Origin of the sequence: Winogradskya humida, assembly GCF_016862215.1 — a bacterium.
In the GTDB taxonomy this organism is placed as follows: domain Bacteria; phylum Actinomycetota; class Actinomycetes; order Mycobacteriales; family Micromonosporaceae; genus Actinoplanes; species Actinoplanes humidus.
The window spans coordinates 119,354-142,349 of sequence record NZ_BOMN01000013.1 but is presented as its reverse complement, the minus strand read 5'-3'; the positions used below and the strand labels follow the sequence as shown (position 1 = coordinate 142,349).

Genomic DNA, 22,996 nt, shown 5'->3' with positions numbered 1-22,996 from the left:
GGCTCCACTTGTGCGAGCATGTGGGGTGTGACCAGCCCGACGTCTCCCGAGCGGCCCCTGCGCACCGACGCCGCGCGTAACCGGACCGCGATCGTGGCGGCCGCGCAACGCGCGTTCGCCGAAGCCGGGCTGCAGGTGCCGTTCGACGAGATCGCCCGGCGGGCCGGGGTCGGGGAAGCCACTGTGCACCGCCGTTTCCCCGACCGGGCCTCGCTGATCGCTGCCGCGTTCGGCGACAAGATGACCGCCTACGCGGAGGCCGCCGCGCAGGCGCTGGCAGAGCCGGATCCGTGGCAGGGGTTCTGCGGCTACGTGCGCCGCGTGTGTGCCATGCAGTCCGGTGACCGTGGCTTCGCCGACCTGCTCACCGTCACGTTCGCCGCGGTCAATCCGGCCGTCGCGCAGCTGGAGGAACACCGCGGCTCCGCCCTGCGCGACTGGCTCACCATCGTGCGTAAGGCCAAGGCGTCCGGCGGCCTGCGTAAGGACTTCCACCCCGACGACATGATCGTCCTGCTGATCGCCAACGCCGGCGTGGTCGCCGCGACCGCCGCCACGGCACCTGATGCGTGGCAGCGCCACATCGAGTACATGCTGCAGGCCTTCGCCGCCGACAACAGCCGCCCGCTGCCGGCGCCACCGGCCCACGACGCCCTGCTGCGGACCATGCGGCGGACGCAGAGCAGCTCCACGCCGTAATTCGCTGTCGGTGCGCGGGGTGTGATGGTAGACATCCGCGGTGGACACCACTCTTGACTTCACCGACCTGCTGCGCCTGATCGACGAGCGGTCAACGGCTTTCCGCGCCGCGATCGCCGCCGCGCCCAGCCTTGACACGCCGGTGCCGACCTGTCCCGGGTGGACGCTGTCCGACCTGGCGAAGCACATCGGTGAAGGCCGTTACGCCTGGGCCGCGACCGTTGCCGCAGGTCCCGACGCCACCGCCAAGGCCACCGGGAACGGCCCCGCCGTACCCAGCGACCGGGAGCAGCTGCTCGCCTGGCTGGCCGACGCCACCGAGCAGCTGCTGGACGCGCTGCGGGAAGCCGGCCCGGACCGTGGCTGCTGGGTGTGGTGGGGCGGATCGCAGTCCCCGAAGACCTGCTTCGCCGTCGCCCGGCACCAGTTGCAGGAGATCTCCGTCCACACGTACGACGCGCAGCTGACCGTGGGCGCCCCGCAGCCGCTACCCGACGACGTGGCCCTCGACGGGATCGAGGAGTTCCAGTTCACCTGCGTCGCCACGCCGAGCCCCTGGCCCCACAAGCCCGCCATCCTCGACTACCACGCCACCGAGGGCCGCTCCTGGCGCCTGCACTTCTCCGCCGACGGCGCCAGGGCCACCATCGGGACCGAGCCGGCCCCCGCGGACGTCTCCGCCCGCGGCACCGCCAGTGACCTGGTCCTGTTCTGCTACGGCCGCAACTCCATCGACGACGTCGAGATCACCGGCGACCGGACCGTCTTCGAGCAGCTCATCGCGTGGGACCCGTCGGTATAGAGCTCACAGCCGGATCAGCTCAGCGACCCGGCCCGGCAGGCCGGGCGAGAAATACACATGCCCCATCCCGGGTACGACGTGCAGGTCCGCACCCGCGATCGCCGCAGCCAATGCCTCGCCGTGCTCGAGCGGGAAGATCGGGTCCTGATCACCGTGGACGACCGTGGTCGGCGCGACGATCGACGACAGCGGGGCGAGCAGGCCAGGGGTGAGCGCCCTCGCCGCCCGGTTGTGGTTCGCCGCCGCGGCCGGGTCGGTGGCCCGCGACAACGCCCGCTCGAGCATCACGCGCAAGGCCGGTTCGTCGAACGGGCGGACCGGCCCGTTGAAGATGCGGAACAGCGCCACGTCGGTCTCCACTCCCTGCGGCAGTCCGGCGGCGAAATGCGCCAGCAGCTGGGGTGACGGCTTCGGCAGGTCCGGGTGGTGGCCCATCGGTGTGCTGCTCAGCAGCGTCAGGGACCGTACGCGGGCCGGCTCGTGCACGGCCAGCCACTGCGCGATCACCCCGCCCATCGACCCCCCGGCCAGGTGCGCGGCATCGAGGCCGTAGCCGTCGAGCACGGCGAGGCAGTCGGCGGCCATGCCGTCGAGCGTGTACGGGTGGGTGTCGAAGTCGATGACGCTGGAACGGCCGGTGTCGCGGTGGTCGAACCGGATGACCTGCACGCCGCGGTCGACGAGCCCGGTGACCAGCGCGTCCGGGCAGCTGATGCCCTGCGCCGCCGACCCCATGATCAGCAGCACGGCGGGGTGACCGGGGTCCCCCGCACGCTCGGTCCACAACCGCACCGGCCCGGACGTCACGAACCGTTCCCGTGTCTCCATCAGGGAATCCTATTGAGGGGCGACGCCCGGCCGCCCCTCAATAAGTCACTCGCAGAACACCGCTCTGACGAGGGTGTCCAGTGCCTGCGGGAACACCTCGGCCGGGTTGATCGGGGCGTCGCCCATGGTCAGTCCGGCGGTCAGGGTCCTGGTGCCGTCGGGGGTGCTGTACATCAGGGCTCCGTAGCCGCCGGGTGCGCCGCCGTTGTGGTGGTAGACGATGCCGCCGCAGTCCGGGCCGAGGTCCTGCACGAACAGGCCCATGCCGTAGTCGATCGGGCCCTGCGGCGTACGCATCTCCGCCAGCAGCGCCGCCGGGAGCAGCGTGCCGCCGTTGAGTGCGGCGAAGAACGTGTGCAGGTCCCGGGTCGTCGTGATCGCGCCACCGGCGCCGGGCATCATCGACAGGTTCTGGCGCGAGACGTCGGCGACCGTCCAGTCGCCGGCGTCCTCGTAGCGGTAGTAGCCGTGGGCGTACGGGTGGGGCAGGTCCGTGGTCGTGCCCGCCAGCTGGGTGTCGTGCAGTCCGAGCGGCCGCAGGATCCGGTGGTGCAGCTGCTCGCCGTACGAGCTGCCGGTGACCGCCCCGATCAGCAGGGTGGCCAGCGTGTAGTTGGTGTTGGAGTAGCTCCAGTCGGTGCCCGGGTCGAAGCGCGCCGGTTTCGACAACGCCAGCTCCACCAGGGCCTGCGCGTCGTAGGTCTGCAGGCGTGTGTCGACCCATTCCTTGCCGGTCGCGGGGATTCCCGGTGCGAAGGTTCCGTCGGCGTAGTACTCGCCGGTGTAGTTGAACAGGCCGCTGGTGTGCTGCAGCAGCATGCGTACGGTGATCCGCTCGTCGAGCCCCAGGCTCGGCAGATGCTGCGCCACCGGGCTGTCCAGGCCGAGTTTCTCCTCGCCCACCAGTTGCAGGACCACGGTGGCGGTGAAGGGCTTGGCGACGCTGCCCGCCCAGAAGCGGCCGTCGGTCGGTGGCGGGGCACTCTCGCCCAGCTTGCGTACGCCGGCGCTGCCGACCCATTCACCCTGCTCGTCGTGCACGCGCAGCTGTAGTCCGGCGAAGCCGGCGTCGACGAACGCTTCGGTGGCTTTCTGCAGGTCCTTGGTCATGACGGTTCTCCTTGTCGGGAATGGCTCAGAGGGTGCGGGCGGTGATGTCGCCGTGGGCGGTCGTCGCGTGAATGCTCAGCGCGGTGCCGCCGCCGGTGGTCGCGAGGGCGTTGTGGACGCGGCCGAAGGAGGTGCCGGCGTCGAGGGACGCGGCGGTTCCGGGTGCGGCGCCGACCGAGATGCTGCCGTGCCCGGTGTTCAGCTCGACGGTGCCGCCGGTGGCCTCGGTGACGCTCAGGTCGCCCTTCTGGGTGCTGAGCTGCGCGGAGCCACCGAGCCGGCCGACCGTGATCCCGCCGTTCTGCAGGGTCAGGTGCGCATTCGCGGTCTCGTCGAGCTGGACCGAGCCGCCCGCGGCCTCGACGGTGACGTCGCCGAGACGTCCGACGCCGCGTAGTTCGGCGCTGGCAGCCTTCGCCTCGACCGACGACCCAGCGGGCAGCTGCACGGTCACTTCGACGTATCCGGACGAGCCGAGCAGTGCGTTTGCCGGCTTCGCTGCCTCGATCCGCAGGACGCCGTCGCCGTAGGAGACCGTGATGCGTTCCGCGGCTTTCACGTCGCGGCCCTTGGCGGCGTCGAACGGCAGGACCTCGACGGTGGTGTCGGCGCGGTTGGCGGCGATGACCTGGATGCGGCCGGCGGGGATGTCGAGGACGGCGGTGACGGGGGTGGGGGTGGTGAACGTCTGCATGATGTGCTCCTTCTTTCTGATACGAGAAACGCTACGTTGCCTTCACGGTTCCCTCAACGCTTTCGTTGCGCACTGACGACGTTCTAGCAGCTCAGAGGCGTACATTCATTGCATTGGTTCTGAATTTAACGCAACACTCCGGGCATGTACGTTGCAATGGTTTGAAATTGAACGCTACTGTGGACAGAACAGCGACGACGAAGGAGACCGCGATGCCGGGAGGCAGGCTCACCCAGCAGGAACGCCAGCAGATCACCACGGGCCTGGCCGGCGGGCTGCCCTATGCGGAGATCGCCCGGCGCCTCGACCGCCCGACCTCGACCGTGACCCGCGAGGTCATGCGTAACGGCGGCCCCACGGCCTACCGCGCCGACCTGGCCGGCCTTGCCACGGAACGCCGCGCCCGGCAGCGCAAGAAGACCACCACCCCCGGCGCACCCCCGCAGCCCGGCGAGCGTGACACGCAGGCCGTGCAGGACTACGAGGAGACGTTCGCGGCGGTCTTCGTTCAGGGCGGCCTGCCCAAGATGACGGCCCGGATCGTCGCCGCGATCTACATGACCGACACCGGCGGCCTCACCGCCGCCGAGCTGGCCGGGCGCCTGCGGATCAGCCCGGCATCGGTGTCCAAGGCGGTCGCGTTCCTCGAAGCCCAGGGCCTCGTCCGCCGCGAACGCGACGACCGCCGCCGGGAACGCTATGTCGTCGACGACGACGTCCTCTACCAGTCCACCATGGCCAGCGCCCGCGCCACCGCCCACCTCGGCGTGATCGCCCGCCAGGGTGTGGGCGTCGTCGGCGCCGGCACCCCCGTTGCGGAGCGGCTGGAGAACATCGCCCGCTTCGTCGACTTCGTCTCCGAAGCCATCGTCCGCGCCGCCGACCAGGCCCGCGACATCCTGCACCCCAAAGGCTAGGGTGACGCCATGGGTTGCATGGAGATCGGTTCCGCCGCTTAGCCGGCGGCCTCTTCCTACCGCCGGATCGGTGTCCCGACCATCCCGCGTGATCCGTGGAGCAACCCTTGTCGCACCTCTTCCTGATCGTCGGCCTGCCCGGTGCCGGTAAAACCACCACGGCCGCCCAGCTCGCGGCGTCGCACCAGGCCCTGAGACTGACCCCGGACGAATGGATGATCGCCCTGTACGACGGCGTCCAGCCCGACGGCAAACGGGACCTGCTCGAAGGCCGGCTCATCATGGTCGCCCTGCAGGCCCTTCGCATCGGCACGAACGTCGTCCTCGATTTCGGCCTCTGGGGCCGCGACGAACGCTCCGCCCTGCGCTGGCTGGCAGCCACGGCCGACGCGTCCTGCACGGTGGTGTACCTGCCCGTCGAGCCGGACGTCCAACGCGCCCGGGTCGCCCACCGCCAGGCCACCGCACCTCACACGACGTTCCCGATGTCGGACGCCGACCTGGTCACGTGGCGCGCCCAGTTCCAGGCACCCGACGACGCCGAACTCGACAGCACCAGTCCCGTGCCCGGCCCACCGCCGGGCTGGTCCGGCTGGCCGCAATGGGCTACCGACCGCTGGCCGTCGCTCACCCCGGCCCAGTCAGATCCCTGATGCTCAGTCAGATCCCTGACGTCAGGCGCCTCGTGCTCTGTGGCGTCGTCGTAGGGTGGCTCGCATGCGTCGGTTCTGCGCTATCGCGGTTCTGGTTCTGCTCATCCTCACGCCCACCCCGGCCCGCGCTGCCACCCCATCGTTGTACGGGGTCAGTGCGCTGCAGAACCTGACCGTGACCATGGACGACGGTGTCGTGATCGCCGCGCAGGTGATCTATCCGACGGACCTCACGACCGGCGCTCGTGCCCCCGGGACGTTCCCGGTGCTGCTCAGCCAGGATCCGTACGGTATCGCCGGGCCGTTCCCGTCGGTCATGGCCGGAAGGTACTTCGTCCAGCACGGCTACATCTACATCGCGACGTCAGTACGCGGAACCGGCTCCTCCGGTGGCCGGCTCGACTGGTTCGGCGCCCGCCAGGGCCGCGACGGTGCCGAGCTCGTCGACTGGGCCGCGCACGCCCTGCCCGGCTCGGACGGCACGGTGGGGCTGGACGGCTGCTCGTACCTGGGCATCAACCAGTGGTTCACCGCGGCCGCGGTCGGCCCGCATTCCCCGTTGAAAGTCATCGCGCCGTTCTGCACCGACTCGGACTTCTACAACGACTTCGCCGCCCTCGGTGGCATCCCGACCACGGCCGTAGCCGACACCGGTGACCTCGAACCCCGCGGCCCGCAGGACAACCCGGCCACGGACCCGCAGTCCGAAACCGTCAACGACCTGGCGACCGGCGGCCCGCGCTCGTACAACAACCGCTACTGGCAGGACCGCAGCGTCATCCGCCTGATGCCGGCGGTCGTCGCCAACAACATCCCGGCCCTGACCGAAGCCGGCTGGCACGACCTGTTCCCCGGCGGCAACCTCGGCGCCTACACCGCCGCCCAGAACGCCTACTTCCACCGCCCCCTGACCGCCCCGGTCCGCCCCGGCGACCGGGTCACCGCCCGCTACCAGGCCATCGTCGGCCCCTGGGAACACCAGCAGAACGTCGACAGTCCCACCATGCAGGCCATCCGCCTGGCCTGGTTCGACACCTGGCTCAAACACACCCCCACCGCCATGGCCACCACCCGTACGCCGCTGCACCTGTTCCAGACCGGCGCGAACCGCTGGGTCGACGTAGCAGCCTGGCCCCCGTCCCCGGCAACCGCCACCTTCGACTTCGGCGCCGACACGAAGACTCTGGCCTGGGCTCCGTCCAGCGCGCTTACCTACACCAGCGCCCCACTGACCCACGCCGCCGTCCTCGACGGACCGAGCACCGTCACGGTCCACGCCAGCTCCACCACCACCGACGTCCAGCTAACCGCCACCCTCACCGCCCTCACCCCGGACGGTTCGGTGGTCAAGCAGGCGGAGGGCGTCCTGATCGGCAGCCAGCGCAAGCTCGACCCCCGAATCAGCTGGTACGGGTCAAGCCACGCCCTCCTGCAACCCAGCCACCCCTTCACCAAGGCCAGCCGCCAACCCGTCACCCCCGGTGTCACCACCCGCTACGACATCGCATTGCTGGCCACCTTCGCCCTGCTCCCCGCCGGCACCCGGCTGCAGCTCACCCTCACCAGCCAGGCCCCGGCCACGTTCCACCTGACCCTCGCCCCCACCCCGCAGCAACTTTCCAACCTGGCGGGCGGCATATACACCATCGAACAGTCGATCCTCAACGTGCCACTGGCCGACCCAGCCCTCTTCCACACCAGCACCACCGACTGGGGACCGTCCTCATGACCACGGCAGCGTGATGACCTCATACTCACCCGACGCTGAGATGACGGTCTTCGTCTCACCCGGCGTGAGCCGGACAATGTAGCCGTCAATCCGCACCGAAACGGCACCCCCGAAACGAACGGTCCGTGGTGGCCGGCCCGCCGGATCCGAGTCGATGATTCTGAGCTTGCACACCGCCTCAACGCTCACCCCGGTGCCGTCGGCGTCATCAAGGTACGCAGCAGCAGCGCGCAACACGTCCGGCCGATCCCGGGCCTGACCGATCATCGCGTTGCAGTGAGCACACAGAAGCCCCCGCACCTGCCCGCTTCGGTGACAGTGATCCACCACGAGCCGGAACGCCTCCGCCGCCGGCTTCCCATCCAGCCGCGGCCGCCCCCGCGACACTGCGGTGATGTCGTCCTCGTGGATCCCGCAGATCCTGCACCGGAACCCCTGCGCGGAGCGCAACGCGTCGTACTGCTCCGGGGTAATGCGGTACTTCTGCCAGAGGTTGTCCGCCCGGACCCTGGCAGACCCGATCCGCGCCCGCACCGCCCGGCTCTGCGCCCGCGCATACTGCAGGCACTCACGGCACCGAGCGGTAGCCCGTCCGGCGGTTGTCTGGAAGTTCCCCTCTGGACGCACCTTCCGGCACGCCTGACAAACCTTCTCGCCCACCCGCCGAACCTAAACCGAGAGTCTGACACTTTCCTCATCCCGGCGCGGCAGGACGGCAAAACTGTCGTAGGTGAGTCCTAGCGTCGCTCCATGGCGAACTTGGACGACCCCGCTCCTCCCGACCAATCCGCGCCCCAGTGGTGCTCCCGTTGCCGGCGTACGGCTCCGCCGGAGGCATTTGTCGACACGTCAGGAAAACTCCGGTTGAGCTGTCAGTCGTGCCGAGCCCGTTCCGTGGTGACCAACCGGAGGTCTCGGGAACGCCTCGGCGCGGACCGGGTACGAGCCGTGAACCTGAGAGCCAAGTACGGCATCTCCGTCGCCGAGTACGACTCGCTGCGTGCAAAGCAGGGGTACCGATGCGCAATCTGTCAGCGACACGAGGATGACATCCCCGTCGTCGCCAGTGGACGGCCTCGGCGGGATGGCAGCCCGTCGGCGCCAGCCTTCAAGCTCACTGTTGATCATTGTCACACCTCGCTCCGGGTTCGTGGCCTGCTCTGCAGCGGGTGCAACGCCGGCTTGGGCAGCTTCCGCGAAAGCGTCCCTGCTCTCCTGGCCGCGGTCTCGTACCTCCACCAGACCTAACGTTCGCGTTGATACAACATAGTCGTCATTATGGGCGGCTCTAGATTTGTCCGTTTTTGCTTTACTGGATTGCTGTTAATCGCAATACGATAATTACGGGTCGAGCGATGCCGCGAGAAGTGTCTGCGAGGCCGGCCGTCCGGTGGTACCGAAATCTTGAGAGAACGCCGCTGAGGGAAGCCGGTCATCAAGCTGTAGCTCTCGCCCTGGACGACGCGACCCGCGCCTGCGGCACCGGCACGGCCGCCGGTGCCGTGCGCCGGATCCTTGACGAGCTAGTCCGGCGACCCTCGAAGGGAAGGGTTGGCAGCGCCGTCGCCAACGCTGCGCGACACGCAGGCCATGGTCGGCCGTCATAGCGGGCCCGGCCACGCCTGTCAGCGTCGTGTCAGTGGGGTGTCAGTGATGCGGCTCAGCCTGTGGTCGCTGAAGCGTTATCAACTGAGCTGACCACGGAGGGCACCCTGATGGCCGTTACCGAATCAGAAAGCCGCGGCACCGCGGCAAACCAGCCTGAGCAACGCCGGACCGCAGGCGCGTTGCTCGTTGCAGGGCCGGCGATCTACCTGGTTGCGGAGTTTGTTGCGGCGGCGGCGTGGACGGATCCGGGGTACAGCTACACCCATCACTTCATTAGTGACCTGGGGGTTCGCGGGCCGTCGACGTTGTTCGGGCAGTACATGTATTCGCCGCTGGCGTGGGTGATGAATACCGGGTTCTTCTTGTTCGGCATTGTCATCCTTGCCGGGGTGGCGATGCTGCGCGGGCTGAACGGCGCGCGGCGGTGGGCGGCGCTTGTTCCTGCGGGGATGTTGGCCGTCGGGGGTGTTCTGCTCGCGTTGTTTCATGGGTCGGGGGAGGCGTTGACCGATGGCACCGGGGAGTTTCACAGCCTGGGGGCGTTTGCGGGTTTTACCGGGGCGAACGTGCTGGCCATGGGGCTCGGGAGGATGTGGCGGCGGATCGGGGTGTCGCGTGACGCTGGGCGGGGGATGGTGGTCGCTGGGGTGGTTGGTCTGGTGTCGACGGTGGCTTATCTCGCGGCGATCATGGCCGGGGGTGACAGTCCGATCGGCGTCATCGGGCTGATCGAGCGGGGCGCCGCTGAGCCGTTCCTGGTCGGGTTGCTGTGTGCGGGAGTGTCGATGATCAAGCGGGCTGGAAGCTGAGCAGGGAACGCTCGGCGATTGTGGTGGTGCCGGTGTGGGTGAGGCCGGCTTCGTGGGCCAGGGCGATCAGGTGGGTGTGCGTACGGTCCTGGCCCTGGAGGTAGCAGAGCATGCGCAGGTCGCCCGTGGTGTTCGGGGGTTCGATGCCGGTGCCGTCTTCCAGGACGAGGACGGTGCCTGCCGGGGCGGCTGCGGTCGCGCAGCGGTGCAGGATGTGGGTGCCGTGGGGGTCGTCCCAGTCGTGCAGGACGCCGCTGAGCAGGTAGCCGCCGGCGCCGGCGGGGAGCGGGTCGAAGAAGCTGCCCGGGTGGGTACCGGCGCGGTCGGTGAGGTTCGCCGCGGCGATGGCCTGGGCGGCGCGGGCGGCGGGGCCCTGCAGGTCGAGGACGGTGCCGCGCAGGGTGGGGTGGGCTTGCAGGATGGCGATGAGCAGGGTGGCGTTGCCGCCGCCGACGTCGATGAGGTGGCCCAGGCCGGACCAGGGGTACGCCGCGGCGATGGCGGGGGCGTCGGTGGACAGGCGGGAGGCCATCAGAGCGTCGAAGGACGCGGCGCGGGCGGGGTCGGCGGTCAGGTCGTCCCAGAACGGGGTGCCGTAGAGCTGGGGGTACGCGGGTTCGCCGGTGCGGACGGTGTGGAGCAGGTGGATGAAGGACAGTTCGGCGTGGCCGATGGCGCCGGTGAGGTCGAGCCAGGCCCGGGCGTTCGACGGGTGGTCGGCGCGTAGCTGGTCGCCGAGGGGTGTCAGGGAGTAGAGGTCGTCGTCGCGGGTGAGGACCTGGGCGGTGACCAGGTGATTCAGCAGGCGTTGCAGGGCGCCCGGGTCGGCGTCGACCGCGGTGGCCAGGGCGGTGGTGGTGCGGGTGCCGGCGGTGAGGTGGTCGGCCAGGCGCAGGGTTGCCGCGACGCGGATCGCCATCGGGGTCAGCAGGTCGGCGGCTGCCCAGAGGTTCATGGACTGACGCTAACCCGTGGGGAAAGCAAGAAAGCGGCCCGTGGGGAAAGTAATGAACCGGATGTGGCCGGGAGGCGTGTCCAGACAGCAGGAGTAACCTCCTGCCGTTCGCTGTCGTCTCGTCTAAGGATCTCCCGTTTTGTCTCGCAAGCGTCGTGCCGCAGGGTGGGCCCTCACCGGGTTCGCCGCCGTGATTGTCTTCCTTGCCCTTGTTGTCCCGGATCAGGTGACCCGGTTGCCGGCGGGGACGCCGGTGTGGCGGGCGTTCGTGCGGGTGCCGATCGAGGCGCTGGTCGCGTTCGCGGTGCTGCTGGTGCTGCCGCGGCGGGCACGGATGATCGTCGCGGGGGTGCTCGGGGGTGTGCTGGGGCTGCTGACCGTGCTCAAGGTGATCGACATCGGGTTCTTCGCGGTGCTGGCGCGGGCGTTCGACCCGGTGCTGGACTGGCCGTTGTTCGCCGACGGGTACCGGTTCGTGCAGGACTCGTTCGGTGAGCTGGGCGCTGTCGGGGCGGCGGCCGGTGCGGTTCTGGTTGCTCTGGGCGTACTCATAGGCATGGTTTTGGCAGTAAGGCGGTTGGCCGCCGTCGCGGGGCGGCATGAGACGGCCTCGCGCAGGGGGTTGGCCGGCGGGGCGGTCGTGTGGGTGGCGGTGGCGTTGCTGGGGACCTCGTTCGTGCCGGGGGTGTATGTGGCGTCCGACAGTGCGGTGGCGCTGGCGCGCGACGGGATCGGGACGGTGCCGGCGGCGATCCGGGACAAGAAGGCGTTCGCGGATGAGGCGGCGACCGACGCGTTCAAGGACACCGCGGGCGATCAGTTGCTGACCGGGCTGCGGGGCAAGGATGTGGTGTTCACGTTCATCGAGAGCTACGGGCGTTCCGCGGTGCAGGACCCGACGCTCGACACGATCGTGCATGCGGCGCTGACGAAGGGGACCGCGGATCTGAAGACCCGCGGGTTCGCGGCGAAGTCCGGGTTCCTGACCTCACCGACGGCCGGTGGCGGGAGCTGGCTGGCGCATTCGACGTTCCAGTCGGGGGTGACGATCGGGAACCAGCAGCGCTACCGGAGCCTGGTGTCGGGGGACCGGCTGACGCTGACCAGCGCGTTCAAGAAGACCGGGGCGTGGCGTACGGTCGGCGTCGAGCCCGGTGTCACGTACGCGTGGCCGGAAGGCACTTTTTACGGCTACGACCAGGTGTACGACTCCCACACCCTGGGTTATCACGGGCCGGCGTTCTCGTGGGCGACGATGCCGGACCAGTTCACGCTGAAGTCGTTCACCGACCAGGAGTACGCCAAGCCCGGCCGGGGTCCGTTGATGGCCGAGATGACGTTCGTGTCGAGTCACACGCCGTGGGCGCCGATCCCGTCGAAGATCGGCTGGGACCAGGTCGGCGACGGCTCGGTCTACACGCAGCAGAAGGCGCAGGCGAAGACGACCGGTGAGGTGTGGAAGGACAAGGACCTGATCCGCGCCGAGTACGCCAAGTCGATCGTGTACTCGGTCGGTGCGCTCGTGTCCTGGGTGCAGAAGTACGGCGACGACAACCTCGTCCTGGTGTTCCTCGGCGACCATCAGCCCGCCCCGATCGTCGTGGGTGAGGGCGCCAGCCACGACGTGCCGATCACGATCGTCGCCCATGACCCGAAGGTCCTCGACCGGGTCAGCGACTGGGGCTGGACCGACGGCCTGGAGCCGCAGCCCGCCGCGCCGGTGTGGCCGATGGCGGAGTTCCGCGACCGGTTCCTGACGGCGTTCGGTCCCACCGACGACACCAGCCGCCCCCTGTCCCCGCCTCGATAAATTCGGTGGCGGCGGCTGCGAGAATCGACTGCGTGAAAACGATCCGGGTGACCGTCAAGGGCGCGTTCGACGTGCTGACCGCCGACCAGCGTGCCGCACTGCTCGCCGACGCCGCGCAGCACGATGTGGCGTTCGCGGCGTTCACCGCGGCCGGGTCGCTGACCTATGACATCGCGACCCGGCCGTTCTTCACGTTCCGCTACGAGGGCACCGCCGAGCAGGACAGCGACATCGCCAAGGTCACCGCCGCCGCCGAGACCGCGGCCGCGCAGTGGATGAACGCGCGCGGGTATGCGTACAAAAATCTGACCTCGCAGACCACGGACATGTCACTGGTCCCGCTCGGCCCCCGCGGTCGCCGTTTACAGGGCTAGCGCACCGGCGGCGATGTTCTGTTCCAGGTGCTCGACGCTGCCGGTGCCGGGGATCGCGAGGACGTGCGGTCCCTGGTGCAGCGTCCACGCGAGCCGCTGCTGATGGTCGCGCACCGTGGCCGGGGTGCCTTTCTCACGGTCGGTGCCGGCGAGGGAGAAGAACGGCACGAACGCGATCTGTCGCTGACCGCAGGCGTCGAGCATCGTACGGTCCGGGTAGTCCAGGCCGAACGCGTTCTGCACGCACACCACGGGCGCGATCGTCTGCGCCTCGTCGAGGTGCGCGACGGTCACGTTGGAGATGCCCAGGTCACGGATCAGGCCTTCGTCGCGCATTCGGGCCAGCTCTGCGAACGGCTCGGCGAGGGACCCGGCGTTGTCGGCGAGACGCAGGTTCACCACGTCGAGGCGTTCCACTCCGAGTAACTGCAGGTTCGCTTCGATGCGCTCCCGCAGGGGCTTCCCGCTGCGGGTTCCGACCTTGGTCGCGATGACGATCTCTGAGGGGTACGGGCTGAGCGCGGCCCGCAGAAGCTCCGCGGCATACCGCTTCTCCCCGGTCCCGACCCCGAGCGTCCCGCCGGGTGACACGTAGAACGCGGCCGTGTCGAAGTGGTTGACGCCCAGCTCGTACGCGCGGCGCAGCACCCGGATCGCCAGGTCACGGTCCGGGTTCGCGGTGATCCGCATCGTCCCGAAGCCCATGCGGTTGACGACGCGGTCTCCCAGTGGTGCTGTCCCGGCTGCCTCGGCGGTGATCGTCACAATGTCCTCTCCAGGGCGTGCAGGTGCCCGGTCTGCGGATACGGATGGGCGGCGGCGAGCGTGGCCTCGTACGCGTAGCCGCATTTGACCGCGACCCGGCACGACGCCGTGTTGTCACTCTGATGTCTGAGCTCGATGCGGGTCAGTTCGGGGAACCGGGTGAACGACCACGTCGTGAGGATCGTGACCGCTCGTGGGGCGACGCCCCGGCCGCGGGCGGGTCCCGCGACCCAGTAGCCGACCTCGGCGAGGTTCTCCGGGCGTTCCCCGCGTTTGAGGACGACCTGGCCGAGCAGGTCCTGCCCGTCGCCGACGACGGCGAACGTGTAGCGGCTGCCGTCGGCGAGCCCGGCGTGCTGCACGGCCAGCCACCGCAACGCCTCGGTGGTGTCAGCGGCGCGCACCCCGGTCCAGCGGTGCAGGGCGGGGTCACCGGCGACCGCTACCAGCGCGGCCGCGTCGTTGTCGTGCCACGGGCGCAGGGTGAGCCCGTGCGACGGTTCAGGGGATGTGGACACGACCGGGAATCGTACGCTCCGGGTGGTTATTCGGTGGACCGTCGCAACTGCCCAGGCCAGGATGGCCGTATGCGTGCCACGACTGAGTTCCCTTCCGCCCTGCCGGTTTCGTCGAAGGACTCTGTTCGTGGCATTGCTCAATCTCGGCATTCTCGCTCACGTCGACGCTGGTAAGACCAGCCTGACCGAACGCCTGCTGTACGACGCGGGTGAGCTCGGCACCCTCGGCAGCGTCGACGCGGGCAGCACCCGCACCGACTCCCTGGACATGGAACGCCGCCGCGGCATCACCATCCGGGCCGCGGTCGCGTCGTTCCGGCTGCCCGGCGTCACCGTCAATCTGATCGACACACCGGGGCACCCGGATTTCATCGCCGAGGTCGAACGGGCCCTGTCGGTCCTCGACGGCGCGATCCTGGTCGTCTCCGCCGTCGAAGGCGTCCAGGCGCACACCCATGTCCTGCTGCGCACGCTGCGCCGGCTGGGGTTGCCGACGCTGTTCTTCATCAACAAGACCGACCGCAGTGGTGCCCGCCCCGACGAGGTCCGCGCGCAGCTCAGCGAGCTGTGGGACAGGCCGGTGCGGTGCGGGTCGGCGATCACCGGTGACGGCATCGACGGACTCACCCACGCGATCACGACCCTGCTGCCGTACGCGCCTGAGCAGAGCGACGCGCCCCTGAACGCCCGCGTGTTCAAGATCGAGCGGGTAAACGGGGAGCGGATTGCGTACGCGAGGATCCACGCCGGCACGCTGCACGTGCGTGACCGGCTCGCCCAGGGCCGCGTCACCGGTCTGCGGGTCTTCGATCGTGTGGTGCGCTCCGCGACGGCCGGGCACATCGCCGTGATCCGTGGGCTGCGCACCGTCCGGGTCGGGGACCAGCTCGGCGACACCACCGGGGACGCCCCGGCGTACTTCGCCCCGCCCACCCTGGAATCCGTGGTCGTCGCCGAGGACCGGGGCGCCGTCTATGCCGCGCTGGCCCAGCTCGCCGAGCAGGATCCGCTGATCGGGCTGCGCCGCGACCCGCTGTCGGTCACCCTCTACGGCGAGGTCCAGCAGGAAGTCATCGCCGGGACCCTGGCCGAGGAGTACGGACTGCACGTGCGGTTCTCGAAACCCCGCATCATCAGCGTCGAGCGGGTGACCGGCGTCGGCGAGCACACCGAGGTCATCGGCGCCGGCCCGTTCCTCGCCACCATCGGCCTGCGCGTCGAACCGGGCAGCGGCTTCGGCATCGAGGTCGAGCCAGGGTCGATGCCGGCCGCGTTCTTCACCGCCGTCGAGCAGTCCGTGCGGGAAGGCCTGTCAGCAGGCCCGCACGGCTGGCAGGTCCTCGACGCCCGGGTCACCCTGATCCGCAACGGCTACCTGGCCCGGCAGAGCCACTCGCACGGCACGTTCGACAAGAGCATGTCCAGCACCGCCGGGGACTTCCGGCAGCTGACCCGGCTCGTGCTCGCCGCCGCACTGGCCCGCGCCGGCACCCGGGTCTGCGAACCCGTGCACCACCTGGAGCTGGAACTACCCGCCGACACGCTCCCCGCGGTGCTGCCGGTGCTCGCCGCGCTGGGCGGGACCGTCCTGGACACCCACGTGCCGGGCCGCCGCGCCACCCTGTCCGCTGAGCTCCCCGCCGCACGCATCCAGGAGCTGCGGCGCCGGCTACCCGGCCTCACCCACGGCGAGGGCATTGTCGAGGCGACGTTCGACCGCTACTCCTCCAGGTAGGTCTCGATGGCTTCCACGACCAGGGCGTGGTCGTCGGCCTGGGGGAGACCCGACACGGTCACGACACCGATAACCCCCACACCTTCCACGCGTACGGGGAAAGCTCCGCCGTGGGTTGCGAAATCGGCCGGGTCCACGCCGTACTTGGCGTCCAGGGCCTCACCCTTCGCCGCCAGGCGCCGGCCCACCAGGAACGACGACGCCCCGAACCGCTCCACGACCCGCACCTTGCGCACGATCCAGTGATCGTTGTCCGCGGTGCTGCCCGGCAGCGCCGCGTGGAACAACTGCTGCGTCCCGCGCCGGATGTCGACCGCCACCGGCAGGTCCCGGCTCGTCGCCAGATCCACCAGCAGACTCCCCAGATGCCACGCGTCGGCATGGTCGAACCGGGAGAACACCAGCCGGCGTTCCTGCTCCTCGAGCCGGGTAATCAGATCGTCGTCGCTCATCCGCCCATTCTCGGCCATGATCACATCCCCCGGCGACGCCGCAGCCAGATTCCCGCCGACCCGAGGATGACAAACACCACGACCAAGCAGCACACCGCCTTGAACACAGCACCCCCTCCCGCCCGGCGCTAAGGTCACTTCCGTGCGCCTGGCCACCTTCAACCTGCTGCACGGCAGGTCCCTGTCCGACGGAAACGTACACGCCGACCGGGTCGCCGCGGCAGTCGCCGACCTCGACGCCGACATCCTGGGCCTGCAGGAGGTGGACCGCGCCCAGCCCCGCAGCGGCCACCTCGACCTCACCGCCATCGCCGCCGACGCCCTCGGCGCCCCCGCCCACCGCTTCGCCGCCGCCGTCGTCGGCACCCCGGGGGAGACCTGGCACCCCTGGAAATCCGAGGCCGACAACGACCACCCGCTCTACGGCATCGCCCTGATCAGCCGCTGGCCCGTCCTGCGCTGGCAGATCACCCAGCTACCCGCCGCCCCGATCCGCTCCCCGGTCTGGGTCCCCGGCCCCGACGGCGGCCTGCTGCTGCTCAAGGACGAACCCCGCATCCTCATCGCCGCGGTCATCGACACGCCTACGGGGCCGATGACCGTCGCGAATACGCACCTGTCGTTCGTACCCGGATGGAACGTACGCCAGCTGCGCCACGCGGTGCGGGCCCTGCGCGCGCTGCCGGCACCGCGCATCCTGATGGGTGATCTCAACATGCCGTCCGGGCCGGTGCGGGCGTTCACCGGGTGGCGCAGCCTCGCCCGCGGCCACGCCACCTACCCGAGCCCCGCCCCGAAAGCCCAGCTCGACCACATCCTCACCGACCCCCGCGGCGCCGGCACCCTCGGCCGGGTCGTGCAGGTCCGCACGCCCGCGGTGGGTGTCTCCGACCACCGGCCCCTGGTCGTCCACCTCGATCAATGATGGAAACGCGTCGTCTGCTCCAGCGGCTCACGGCCCACGGACACGGCGTTCACCCTGGCCGCGGGATCGGCATAGCCGAACGCCACGCCGAGCAGCAACTTGCCACCTGAGACACCGAGCGTCTCGCGGACCGTGTCGGCGTAGAAGCTCAGCAGCGCCTGGGGGCAGCTGTCCACACCGTGGGCCCGCATGGCCAGCAACAGGGTCTGCGCGTACATGCCGACGTCGGCAGTCAGCCGGGGATCACCGGAGTCCGGGGCGAACAGCAACGCGACGTGCGGCGCCCCGTAGAACCGCAGGCTCGCCGTGTTGTAGGCGGCCAGCATCTCGCGGGCGTCCCGCACCTGGCCCCCGTCGCCCGTTCGCCGGGCGTCGCGGCTGATGCCGAGGGCACCGTAGAGCGCCTGACCGAACGCCGCCCGGCGCTGGTTGTGCTCCGGCGCGTAGATGGCCTCGCTGTAGGGGAAGTCGACAGTGCGCCGCCCCTCACCGTCGGCGTCGACCAGCGCGTCGGCGAGCCGGTCCTTCGTCGCCCCGCTGACCACCTCGACCCGCCACGGCTGCACATTGGAGTTCGACGGCGCTGCGCCGGCCAGCTCAAAAACGGCCCGCACCGTCTTCTCCGGCACAGCGTCACCCAGAAACGCCCGGGTCGCCCGCCGCCCCCGAATGATCCGTTCCGCCGCCTCGCTCAAAGCCATACCCACTCCTCAAGTACACGGACACGTTTACATCGGCGACCGTAACAGCCGCCGCCCTCCAAGTAAACGCCGTCGTATACTTTGCCCATGGACACTCCAGGCGGAGACACCCGAGCCACGAACACCTCAGCCGTGGACTCTCGCGCTGGGGACTCTCGCGCTGGGGGCGAGCAACCGGGACGACGAGCGGGACGCGGTGGCAGGGAACGCGTACTGACCGCCGCAGTCCGCCTCTTCGCCACCCGAGGCATCGCCGCAACCACGATGGAAGACATCGCCGCCGCCGCCCCGGTCTCGAAACGAACCCTCTACGCCCACTTCCCGGCCAAAGAAGACCTTGTACTCGCCCAGCTGAACTACCTACTGAACACCGGGCAAACCATGCTCGACGCCCTGCAACGCACCGACGTCCCACCCCGCGACCGCATCCTCGCCATGTTCACGACCCAGCCATGGCCCGACGGCATCGTCCATGGCTGCCCGTTCCTGCAAGCCGCCACCGAACACCCCGACCCGGCCAGTCCGGTCCACGCCTTCGCACGCGACAAGAAACGCCTCATGCTCACCCTGGTCACCGCCCTCGTCACCGACCTGGGCATCGCCAACCCGGAACCCCTCGCCGAACAACTGGTCACCCTCTCCGACGGCGCCACCACCCGAGCCATGGTCCTCAACGACCCCACCTACGGCCGCCACGCCCGAGCCGCCGCCGAACTCCTCCTCAACCACGCCCCACAGACGTAACCGAACCCATCGAGGCTGCGACGTCCTCGGCGCTGACACCCGCCCGGTCGAGCTGACCTTCCGGCGCCGAGCACACAACCCTCGCTCCGGCACACGTCCACGGGCGGCGGTACAGCAACCGAGGCGGAGCGGGTGGCCGGCACGTACCTTGCGGCCCCCCAAGGGCGCCTTCGGTTATCGCCCGCCACCCTTTGGACCACAACGGCCCGGTCAGCGTCGTCTGCGAATGAACCGCAGGCTACCGGCACGGCCCGGGCGCCTTCCCGCCTGATATCACGGCGGCTGTTCGGCACTGCTGTAGTTGCAATCCCTGCGCGCCCGCTCGCCCAGCAGTCCCTGAAGAGCCCACCACCCACGCGAACTCGATCCGAGCGTCTTCCCGCCGAATCCCCGGCACGCCAGGTCCAGCCCCGCGCAGCAACCGCCCCGTCTGGCGTTCGGGCCCCGCCGGCGCCACCCGATGCCCTCAGCGGCTCGCCCGAGCTTGTGTTCACCCTCACCGTTAGGTTGTGCACAATTTAATTGTGCACAACTAAGTTGTGCACTACCTTTCTCCTCATGGACGAGGCCACCGGACTAGAAGCGATGCTCTGCTTCGAGCTCTACACCGCCTCCCGCGCGATGACGGGCCTCTACCGGCCGGCCCTCGACGCGGCAGGCATCACCTACCCGCAATACGTCGCCCTGCGCGTGATCTGGCAACGCGGCAGCGTCAAGGTCACCGACCTCGGCGCGACCCTGCACCTCGACAGCGGCACCCTGTCGCCGCTGCTCAAACGCCTCGAAGGCCAGAACCTCGTCCATCGCACCCGCGGTGAGGACGACAAACGCACCGTCTGGGTGTCGGCCACCCCCGAGGGAATGCTGCTCGAGCAGCAACTCGCCGACCTGCCCGAACGGCTCGCCTGCGCCCTCGACCTCAGCGTCGAGGATTTCACCACCCTCTACCACCTGCTCGGCCGCGTCCGCGGCACAGCAACCGCCAGCAATCTCTGAGGAGCACCCCCCATGACCGCTGTCTACACCGCCTCCGCGACCGCCACCGGTGACGGACGGGGCGGACACACCCGCTCCAGCGACGGCGTCCTCGACCTCGACCTGGCCGTGCCGAAGGAGATGGGCGGCCCCGGCGGCGCCCTCACCAACCCCGAGCAGCTGTTCGCCGCCGGCTACGCCGCCTGCTTCCACAGCGCCCTCAAGCTCGTCGCCGGCAAGCAGAAGATCCAGCTCACCGACACCGCGATCACCGTCGACGTCGGCATCGGCCCCAACGGCCAGGGCGGATTCGGCCTGAACATCACCATCGAGGCCGAGCTTCCCAGCGTCGACGAAGCCACCGCCCAGCAGTTGCTCGAGGCAGCTCACCAGGTTTGCCCCTACAGCAACGCCACCCGTGGGAACGTCGACGTGAAGCTTGCCCTCGCCTGAAAGGCACTAGCACCATGCCCACACTGAGCGTCAACAACGGCGTCGAGCTCTACTACGAGGACTTCGGCACCGGCGACCCCGTCGTGCTCATCCACGGCTGGCCACTGTCCGGACGCAGCTGGGAAGCCCAGATCCCCGCACTCATCGCCGCCGGCAAACGCGTCATCACGTACGACCGCCGCGGCTTCGGCAAGAGCAGCCAGCCCTGGGACGGCTACGACTACGACACCTTCGCCGCCGACCTCGACGCCCTGCTGCGCCACCTCGACCTCACCGGCGTCACCCTCGTCGGCTTCTCCATGGGCGGGGGAGAGGTGGCCCGCTACCTCGGCAACTACGGCAGCGACCGGATCGCCAAAGCCGTCTTCGCCGGCGCCGTCCCGCCCTACCTGCACAAAGGCCCCGAAAACCCGGACGGCGCCCTCGACGACGCCACCATCAAGGGCTTCCAGGACGGCATCAACCAGGACCGCATCGCGTTCGTCGACGGGTTCGCCACCAACTTCTTCACCGCCGGCAGCACCCTCAAAGTCAGCGACGCCCAGGTCCGCTACGCCCAGGAACTCGCCCACGTCGCCTCGGCGAAAGGCACCCTGGACTGCGTCGCCGCCTTCGGCACCACCGACTTCCGCGGCGACCTGCAGAAGATCAGCATCCCGACACTGGTCATCCACGGCGACAGCGACGCCGTCGTCCCCTTCGAGAACAGCGGCAAAATCACCGCCGAGATCGTCGCCGGGGCGAAGGTCCACGTCATCAAGGACGGCCCGCACGGCATCAACGCCTCACACCCCGGCGAATTCAACGAAGCCCTGATCGGCTTCCTGAACAGCTGACCCGCACTACAGCTTCCCCAGCGCGCGGTTCGTCCGGTTCGCCCGGACAGCCGCGCGCTGCTGTGCCGCCGTCACCTCGATGTACCCCTGCGACGTCGTCAACGACGCATGCCCCAGCAACCGCATGATCTCCGACGCGTTCGCCCCGTCCTCCGCCAGCCGCGTCGCGAACGTATGCCGCAACGCATGCAACTGCGCACCCCGCGGCACCCGGTCCGACACCCCGGCCCGCTTGAAACAGGACTCCACCAGATACTGCAGCCCACCCCGGCGCAACGGCAGCCCCTTACGATCCACGAGCAACGTCTCATCCGGCCGCACCCGCCCGAACCTCACCCGCCGGCTCTCCACATAACGGTCCACCACCCCATCGAGCTCCGGCTCGATCGGCACACTGCGCGGCCGCCCACCCTTACCGGCAACCTCCACCCGGCGCTCACCCGGGCGCCCCAGGAACGACCCGGCCCGCAACGACAGCAACTCCGACAGCCGCAGCCCCGCACACAACGCCAGAGCCAGCACCATCACGTCCCGCTCCGGCCACGGATCCCGCTGCCGCTCGTCCACCTGGCTGACCGCCTCGAGCAACTGCTCCGGAGTGTCCTCACCCCGCAACGGCTTGGGGGAGGGCGCCATGAACCGCGGCTTCCCCACGGCCGACATCGGATTCCCCGCGAGCACACCCTCGACCACCAGGAACCCGAAGAACGAATTCCAGCTCGACCACGCCCGCGACACGGAGGAGGGGGCACGCCCACCGGCGAAGATCGCAAAAGCCGCCCGCAAAGCCTTGGGGGACAGGTCACCCAGAGTGACATCCTCACCCACAAGACGCAGAACAGCAGTCAGATCCCGCCGGTACGCGAGCAGCGTGTGCTCGGACGGCTTCCGCACAGCCCGAGCCCCGAGAAACTCGCCAACCAGCGTCTCCACCGCGATATCGCCACTGTGCTGCATAAGGCATATTATGCAGCACTTAGACGGTTATCGACAGGTCTGGGGTGATACTGATCAGCTGGGCGTTTTTGCAGTCTCCGCAGTACGTCGCGCACTGGCCGCGCGGGTGTCGCCAGGCCCTGCTCGCGCCGGGGTAGGAGCCTGGCCAGATTGCCCGAGCCCGTGTGCGGAGAGGCGGGATGGGTGCCGCCTCGGCCAAGCGGTGCGGTCGCGGCGATCCTGCGGTCACGTCCGGTGTGCTCGCCGGCGCGGGCCGCCGACACTGATGGATACGCAGGTTGGGCAGTTCTGTGGGGCGGATTCTCCTGAGATTCGGGTCAGGGGTTCCGAGTCGTTTTTGTTTCCGTACCCATGAGGTGATGGGGTTTTTGTCCTCTTCCGGGTCCGCTCTGCGCTCAGGTTTACATAATGTCAATTATCGACCAACGGGTAACGCGGCAGCCAGGGAACAATTCGGACATGCCCCGGCTGCCGGCGTGAGGCAGGTTGGAAGGCTAGGTCGCTGTCGCGCGTACCGCTGTTGAGGACGTTCTTGCCAGTTCCGCGCGGGCAGGCATGAACAAAGTTGTCACGCCGAGGGTCTCGTTCATCGCCGCCAGCTGAAATTCGCGCTCCGCGTCGCTGGCGTTGCGGACGCCACGGATGATCACCGCTGCCCCGTGCTGGCGGCAGTAGGCCGCTGTCAGTCCGCTCCAGGCGGCGACGGTGACGTTTGCCCAGTCCGCCGGGAGGATGGCGCGGATGTCCCGGGCGCGTTGCGTGCCGTTGCTGGTGGGCTGCTTGTCGTTGTTGACGGCGACCAGGATCGTCACGTGGTCGAACAAGTGCCGCGCCCGGTCGGCGAGATCACGGTGGCCGGCGGTGAACGGGTCGAACGTTCCGGGATAGGCGGCTCGGGAGTTGCCTGTCTGGTTGCGCGGCATCGGCAGATGGTATCCGCCGATGCG

General features: G+C 69.3%; 26 protein-coding genes. 15 read left to right on the top strand and 11 right to left on the bottom strand.

Annotated features, from left to right (window positions below; translation table 11 throughout):
* Positions 1-27 precede the first annotated feature (27 nt).
* The gene (locus Ahu01nite_RS05360; RefSeq protein WP_203835254.1) at positions 28-699 is read left to right on the top strand and encodes a TetR/AcrR family transcriptional regulator; all 672 of its coding nucleotides are present in this window, start codon (positions 28-30) and stop codon (positions 697-699) included.
* 40 nt (positions 700-739) lie between these two features.
* A complete protein-coding gene (locus Ahu01nite_RS05355; protein ID WP_203835253.1) occupies positions 740-1,501 on the top strand; it encodes a maleylpyruvate isomerase family mycothiol-dependent enzyme in 762 nt (253 codons plus the stop codon).
* 3 nt (positions 1,502-1,504) lie between these two features.
* Here the strand turns inward: Ahu01nite_RS05355 and Ahu01nite_RS05350 are convergent, their stop codons facing one another.
* From Ahu01nite_RS05350 to Ahu01nite_RS05340, 3 genes are read right to left on the bottom strand one after another with little or no spacing between them, the layout of a single operon-like run.
* Positions 1,505-2,329: an alpha/beta fold hydrolase gene (locus Ahu01nite_RS05350; protein ID WP_239158630.1), complete on the bottom strand. Its 825-nt coding sequence runs from the start codon at positions 2,327-2,329 to the stop codon at positions 1,505-1,507.
* 45 nt (positions 2,330-2,374) lie between these two features.
* Positions 2,375-3,439 (bottom strand): serine hydrolase domain-containing protein, encoded by a 1,065-nt coding sequence (locus tag Ahu01nite_RS05345; RefSeq protein ID WP_203835252.1) that lies wholly within the window; start codon positions 3,437-3,439, stop codon positions 2,375-2,377.
* Positions 3,440-3,464: 25 nt separating this feature from the next.
* Positions 3,465-4,133: a DUF4097 family beta strand repeat-containing protein gene (locus tag Ahu01nite_RS05340; protein WP_203835251.1), complete on the bottom strand. Its 669-nt coding sequence runs from the start codon at positions 4,131-4,133 to the stop codon at positions 3,465-3,467.
* A 212-nt stretch (positions 4,134-4,345) separates the two neighbouring features.
* On the opposite strand from Ahu01nite_RS05340, the gene Ahu01nite_RS05335 reads away from it, so the two are divergent.
* From Ahu01nite_RS05335 to Ahu01nite_RS05325, 3 genes are all read left to right on the top strand, one after another.
* Positions 4,346-5,050, top strand: a complete 705-nt coding sequence (locus tag Ahu01nite_RS05335; protein ID WP_203835250.1) for a GbsR/MarR family transcriptional regulator — start codon at positions 4,346-4,348, stop codon at positions 5,048-5,050.
* A 107-nt stretch (positions 5,051-5,157) separates the two neighbouring features.
* Positions 5,158-5,703: a P-loop nucleotide/nucleoside kinase family protein gene (locus Ahu01nite_RS05330; RefSeq protein ID WP_203835249.1), complete on the top strand. Its 546-nt coding sequence runs from the start codon at positions 5,158-5,160 to the stop codon at positions 5,701-5,703.
* Between the two features lie 64 nt (positions 5,704-5,767).
* Positions 5,768-7,432 carry a CocE/NonD family hydrolase gene (locus Ahu01nite_RS05325; protein WP_203835248.1) on the top strand — a complete coding sequence of 555 codons (1,665 nt, stop codon included), beginning with the start codon at positions 5,768-5,770 and terminating at the stop codon, positions 7,430-7,432.
* Here Ahu01nite_RS05325 and Ahu01nite_RS05320 read toward each other — a convergent pair.
* Positions 7,427-7,966, bottom strand: coding sequence for an endonuclease VII domain-containing protein (locus tag Ahu01nite_RS05320; RefSeq protein ID WP_203835247.1), 540 nt, complete (start codon positions 7,964-7,966; stop codon positions 7,427-7,429). The two genes, Ahu01nite_RS05325 and Ahu01nite_RS05320, sit on opposite strands and share 6 nt — an antisense overlap.
* Before the next feature lie 216 nt (positions 7,967-8,182).
* Here Ahu01nite_RS05320 and Ahu01nite_RS51765 point away from each other — a divergent pair, with 216 nt between their 5' ends.
* Together Ahu01nite_RS51765 and Ahu01nite_RS05310 are read left to right on the top strand one after the other, a co-directional pair.
* Positions 8,183-8,680, top strand: coding sequence for an endonuclease VII domain-containing protein (locus tag Ahu01nite_RS51765; RefSeq protein ID WP_369076626.1), 498 nt, complete (start codon positions 8,183-8,185; stop codon positions 8,678-8,680).
* 467 nt (positions 8,681-9,147) lie between these two features.
* Positions 9,148-9,849 carry a DUF998 domain-containing protein gene (locus tag Ahu01nite_RS05310; protein ID WP_203835245.1) on the top strand — a complete coding sequence of 234 codons (702 nt, stop codon included), beginning with the start codon at positions 9,148-9,150 and terminating at the stop codon, positions 9,847-9,849.
* Here Ahu01nite_RS05310 and Ahu01nite_RS05305 read toward each other — a convergent pair.
* Positions 9,830-10,804, bottom strand: a complete 975-nt coding sequence (locus Ahu01nite_RS05305) for a methyltransferase (RefSeq protein ID WP_203835244.1) — start codon at positions 10,802-10,804, stop codon at positions 9,830-9,832. The genes Ahu01nite_RS05310 and Ahu01nite_RS05305 overlap by 20 nt on opposite strands.
* 139 nt (positions 10,805-10,943) lie before the next feature.
* On the opposite strand from Ahu01nite_RS05305, the gene Ahu01nite_RS05300 reads away from it, so the two are divergent.
* Both Ahu01nite_RS05300 and Ahu01nite_RS05295 read left to right on the top strand, forming a co-directional pair.
* Positions 10,944-12,614: an alkaline phosphatase family protein gene (locus Ahu01nite_RS05300; protein WP_203835243.1), complete on the top strand. Its 1,671-nt coding sequence runs from the start codon at positions 10,944-10,946 to the stop codon at positions 12,612-12,614.
* 32 nt (positions 12,615-12,646) lie between these two features.
* The gene (locus tag Ahu01nite_RS05295) at positions 12,647-12,988 is read left to right on the top strand and encodes a DUF6204 family protein (RefSeq protein ID WP_239158629.1); all 342 of its coding nucleotides are present in this window, start codon (positions 12,647-12,649) and stop codon (positions 12,986-12,988) included.
* Here Ahu01nite_RS05295 and Ahu01nite_RS05290 read toward each other — a convergent pair.
* Both Ahu01nite_RS05290 and Ahu01nite_RS05285 read right to left on the bottom strand, forming a co-directional pair.
* The gene (locus tag Ahu01nite_RS05290; RefSeq protein WP_203835407.1) at positions 12,977-13,693 is read right to left on the bottom strand and encodes an aldo/keto reductase; all 717 of its coding nucleotides are present in this window, start codon (positions 13,691-13,693) and stop codon (positions 12,977-12,979) included. The two genes, Ahu01nite_RS05295 and Ahu01nite_RS05290, sit on opposite strands and share 12 nt — an antisense overlap.
* A gap of 56 nt (positions 13,694-13,749) precedes the next feature.
* The gene (locus tag Ahu01nite_RS05285) at positions 13,750-14,271 is read right to left on the bottom strand and encodes a GNAT family N-acetyltransferase (RefSeq protein ID WP_239158628.1); all 522 of its coding nucleotides are present in this window, start codon (positions 14,269-14,271) and stop codon (positions 13,750-13,752) included.
* A gap of 127 nt (positions 14,272-14,398) precedes the next feature.
* On the opposite strand from Ahu01nite_RS05285, the gene Ahu01nite_RS05280 reads away from it, so the two are divergent.
* Positions 14,399-16,006, top strand: coding sequence for a GTP-binding protein (locus Ahu01nite_RS05280; RefSeq protein ID WP_203835241.1), 1,608 nt, complete (start codon positions 14,399-14,401; stop codon positions 16,004-16,006).
* Here the strand turns inward: Ahu01nite_RS05280 and Ahu01nite_RS05275 are convergent.
* Entirely contained in the window at positions 15,991-16,458 is a 468-nt protein-coding gene (locus tag Ahu01nite_RS05275; protein ID WP_203835240.1) for a heme-degrading domain-containing protein, read from the bottom strand. The two genes, Ahu01nite_RS05280 and Ahu01nite_RS05275, sit on opposite strands and share 16 nt — an antisense overlap.
* Positions 16,459-16,600: 142 nt before the next feature.
* Between Ahu01nite_RS05275 and Ahu01nite_RS05270 the strand changes: the two genes are divergently transcribed.
* Positions 16,601-17,383, top strand: coding sequence for an endonuclease/exonuclease/phosphatase family protein (locus Ahu01nite_RS05270; protein ID WP_203835239.1), 783 nt, complete (start codon positions 16,601-16,603; stop codon positions 17,381-17,383).
* Here Ahu01nite_RS05270 and Ahu01nite_RS05265 read toward each other — a convergent pair.
* Entirely contained in the window at positions 17,377-18,084 is a 708-nt protein-coding gene (locus tag Ahu01nite_RS05265) for a nitroreductase (RefSeq protein ID WP_203835238.1), read from the bottom strand. The two genes, Ahu01nite_RS05270 and Ahu01nite_RS05265, sit on opposite strands and share 7 nt — an antisense overlap.
* Positions 18,085-18,171: 87 nt before the next feature.
* Between Ahu01nite_RS05265 and Ahu01nite_RS51295 the strand changes: the two genes are divergently transcribed.
* The 4 genes from Ahu01nite_RS51295 to Ahu01nite_RS05245 all read left to right on the top strand — a co-directional run bounded on the left by Ahu01nite_RS51295 (position 18,172) and on the right by Ahu01nite_RS05245 (position 21,092).
* The gene (locus tag Ahu01nite_RS51295; protein WP_203835237.1) at positions 18,172-18,828 is read left to right on the top strand and encodes a TetR/AcrR family transcriptional regulator; all 657 of its coding nucleotides are present in this window, start codon (positions 18,172-18,174) and stop codon (positions 18,826-18,828) included.
* A 558-nt stretch (positions 18,829-19,386) separates the two neighbouring features.
* On the top strand, positions 19,387-19,824 hold the full coding sequence (locus tag Ahu01nite_RS05255) for a MarR family winged helix-turn-helix transcriptional regulator (protein ID WP_239158627.1): 438 nt from the start codon (positions 19,387-19,389) through the stop codon (positions 19,822-19,824).
* Between the two features lie 12 nt (positions 19,825-19,836).
* Complete coding sequence (locus Ahu01nite_RS05250; protein ID WP_203835236.1) at positions 19,837-20,256, top strand: organic hydroperoxide resistance protein; 420 nt, start codon at positions 19,837-19,839, stop codon at positions 20,254-20,256.
* A 14-nt stretch (positions 20,257-20,270) separates the two neighbouring features.
* The gene (locus Ahu01nite_RS05245) at positions 20,271-21,092 is read left to right on the top strand and encodes an alpha/beta fold hydrolase (RefSeq protein WP_203835235.1); all 822 of its coding nucleotides are present in this window, start codon (positions 20,271-20,273) and stop codon (positions 21,090-21,092) included.
* Positions 21,093-21,098: 6 nt separating this feature from the next.
* Here Ahu01nite_RS05245 and Ahu01nite_RS05240 read toward each other — a convergent pair whose 3' ends face one another.
* Both Ahu01nite_RS05240 and coaD read right to left on the bottom strand, forming a co-directional pair.
* The gene (locus Ahu01nite_RS05240) at positions 21,099-22,049 is read right to left on the bottom strand and encodes a tyrosine-type recombinase/integrase (protein WP_203835234.1); all 951 of its coding nucleotides are present in this window, start codon (positions 22,047-22,049) and stop codon (positions 21,099-21,101) included.
* Positions 22,050-22,543: 494 nt separating this feature from the next.
* The gene (coaD, locus tag Ahu01nite_RS05235; RefSeq protein ID WP_203835233.1) at positions 22,544-22,972 is read right to left on the bottom strand and encodes a pantetheine-phosphate adenylyltransferase; all 429 of its coding nucleotides are present in this window, start codon (positions 22,970-22,972) and stop codon (positions 22,544-22,546) included.
* Positions 22,973-22,996 lie beyond the last annotated feature (24 nt).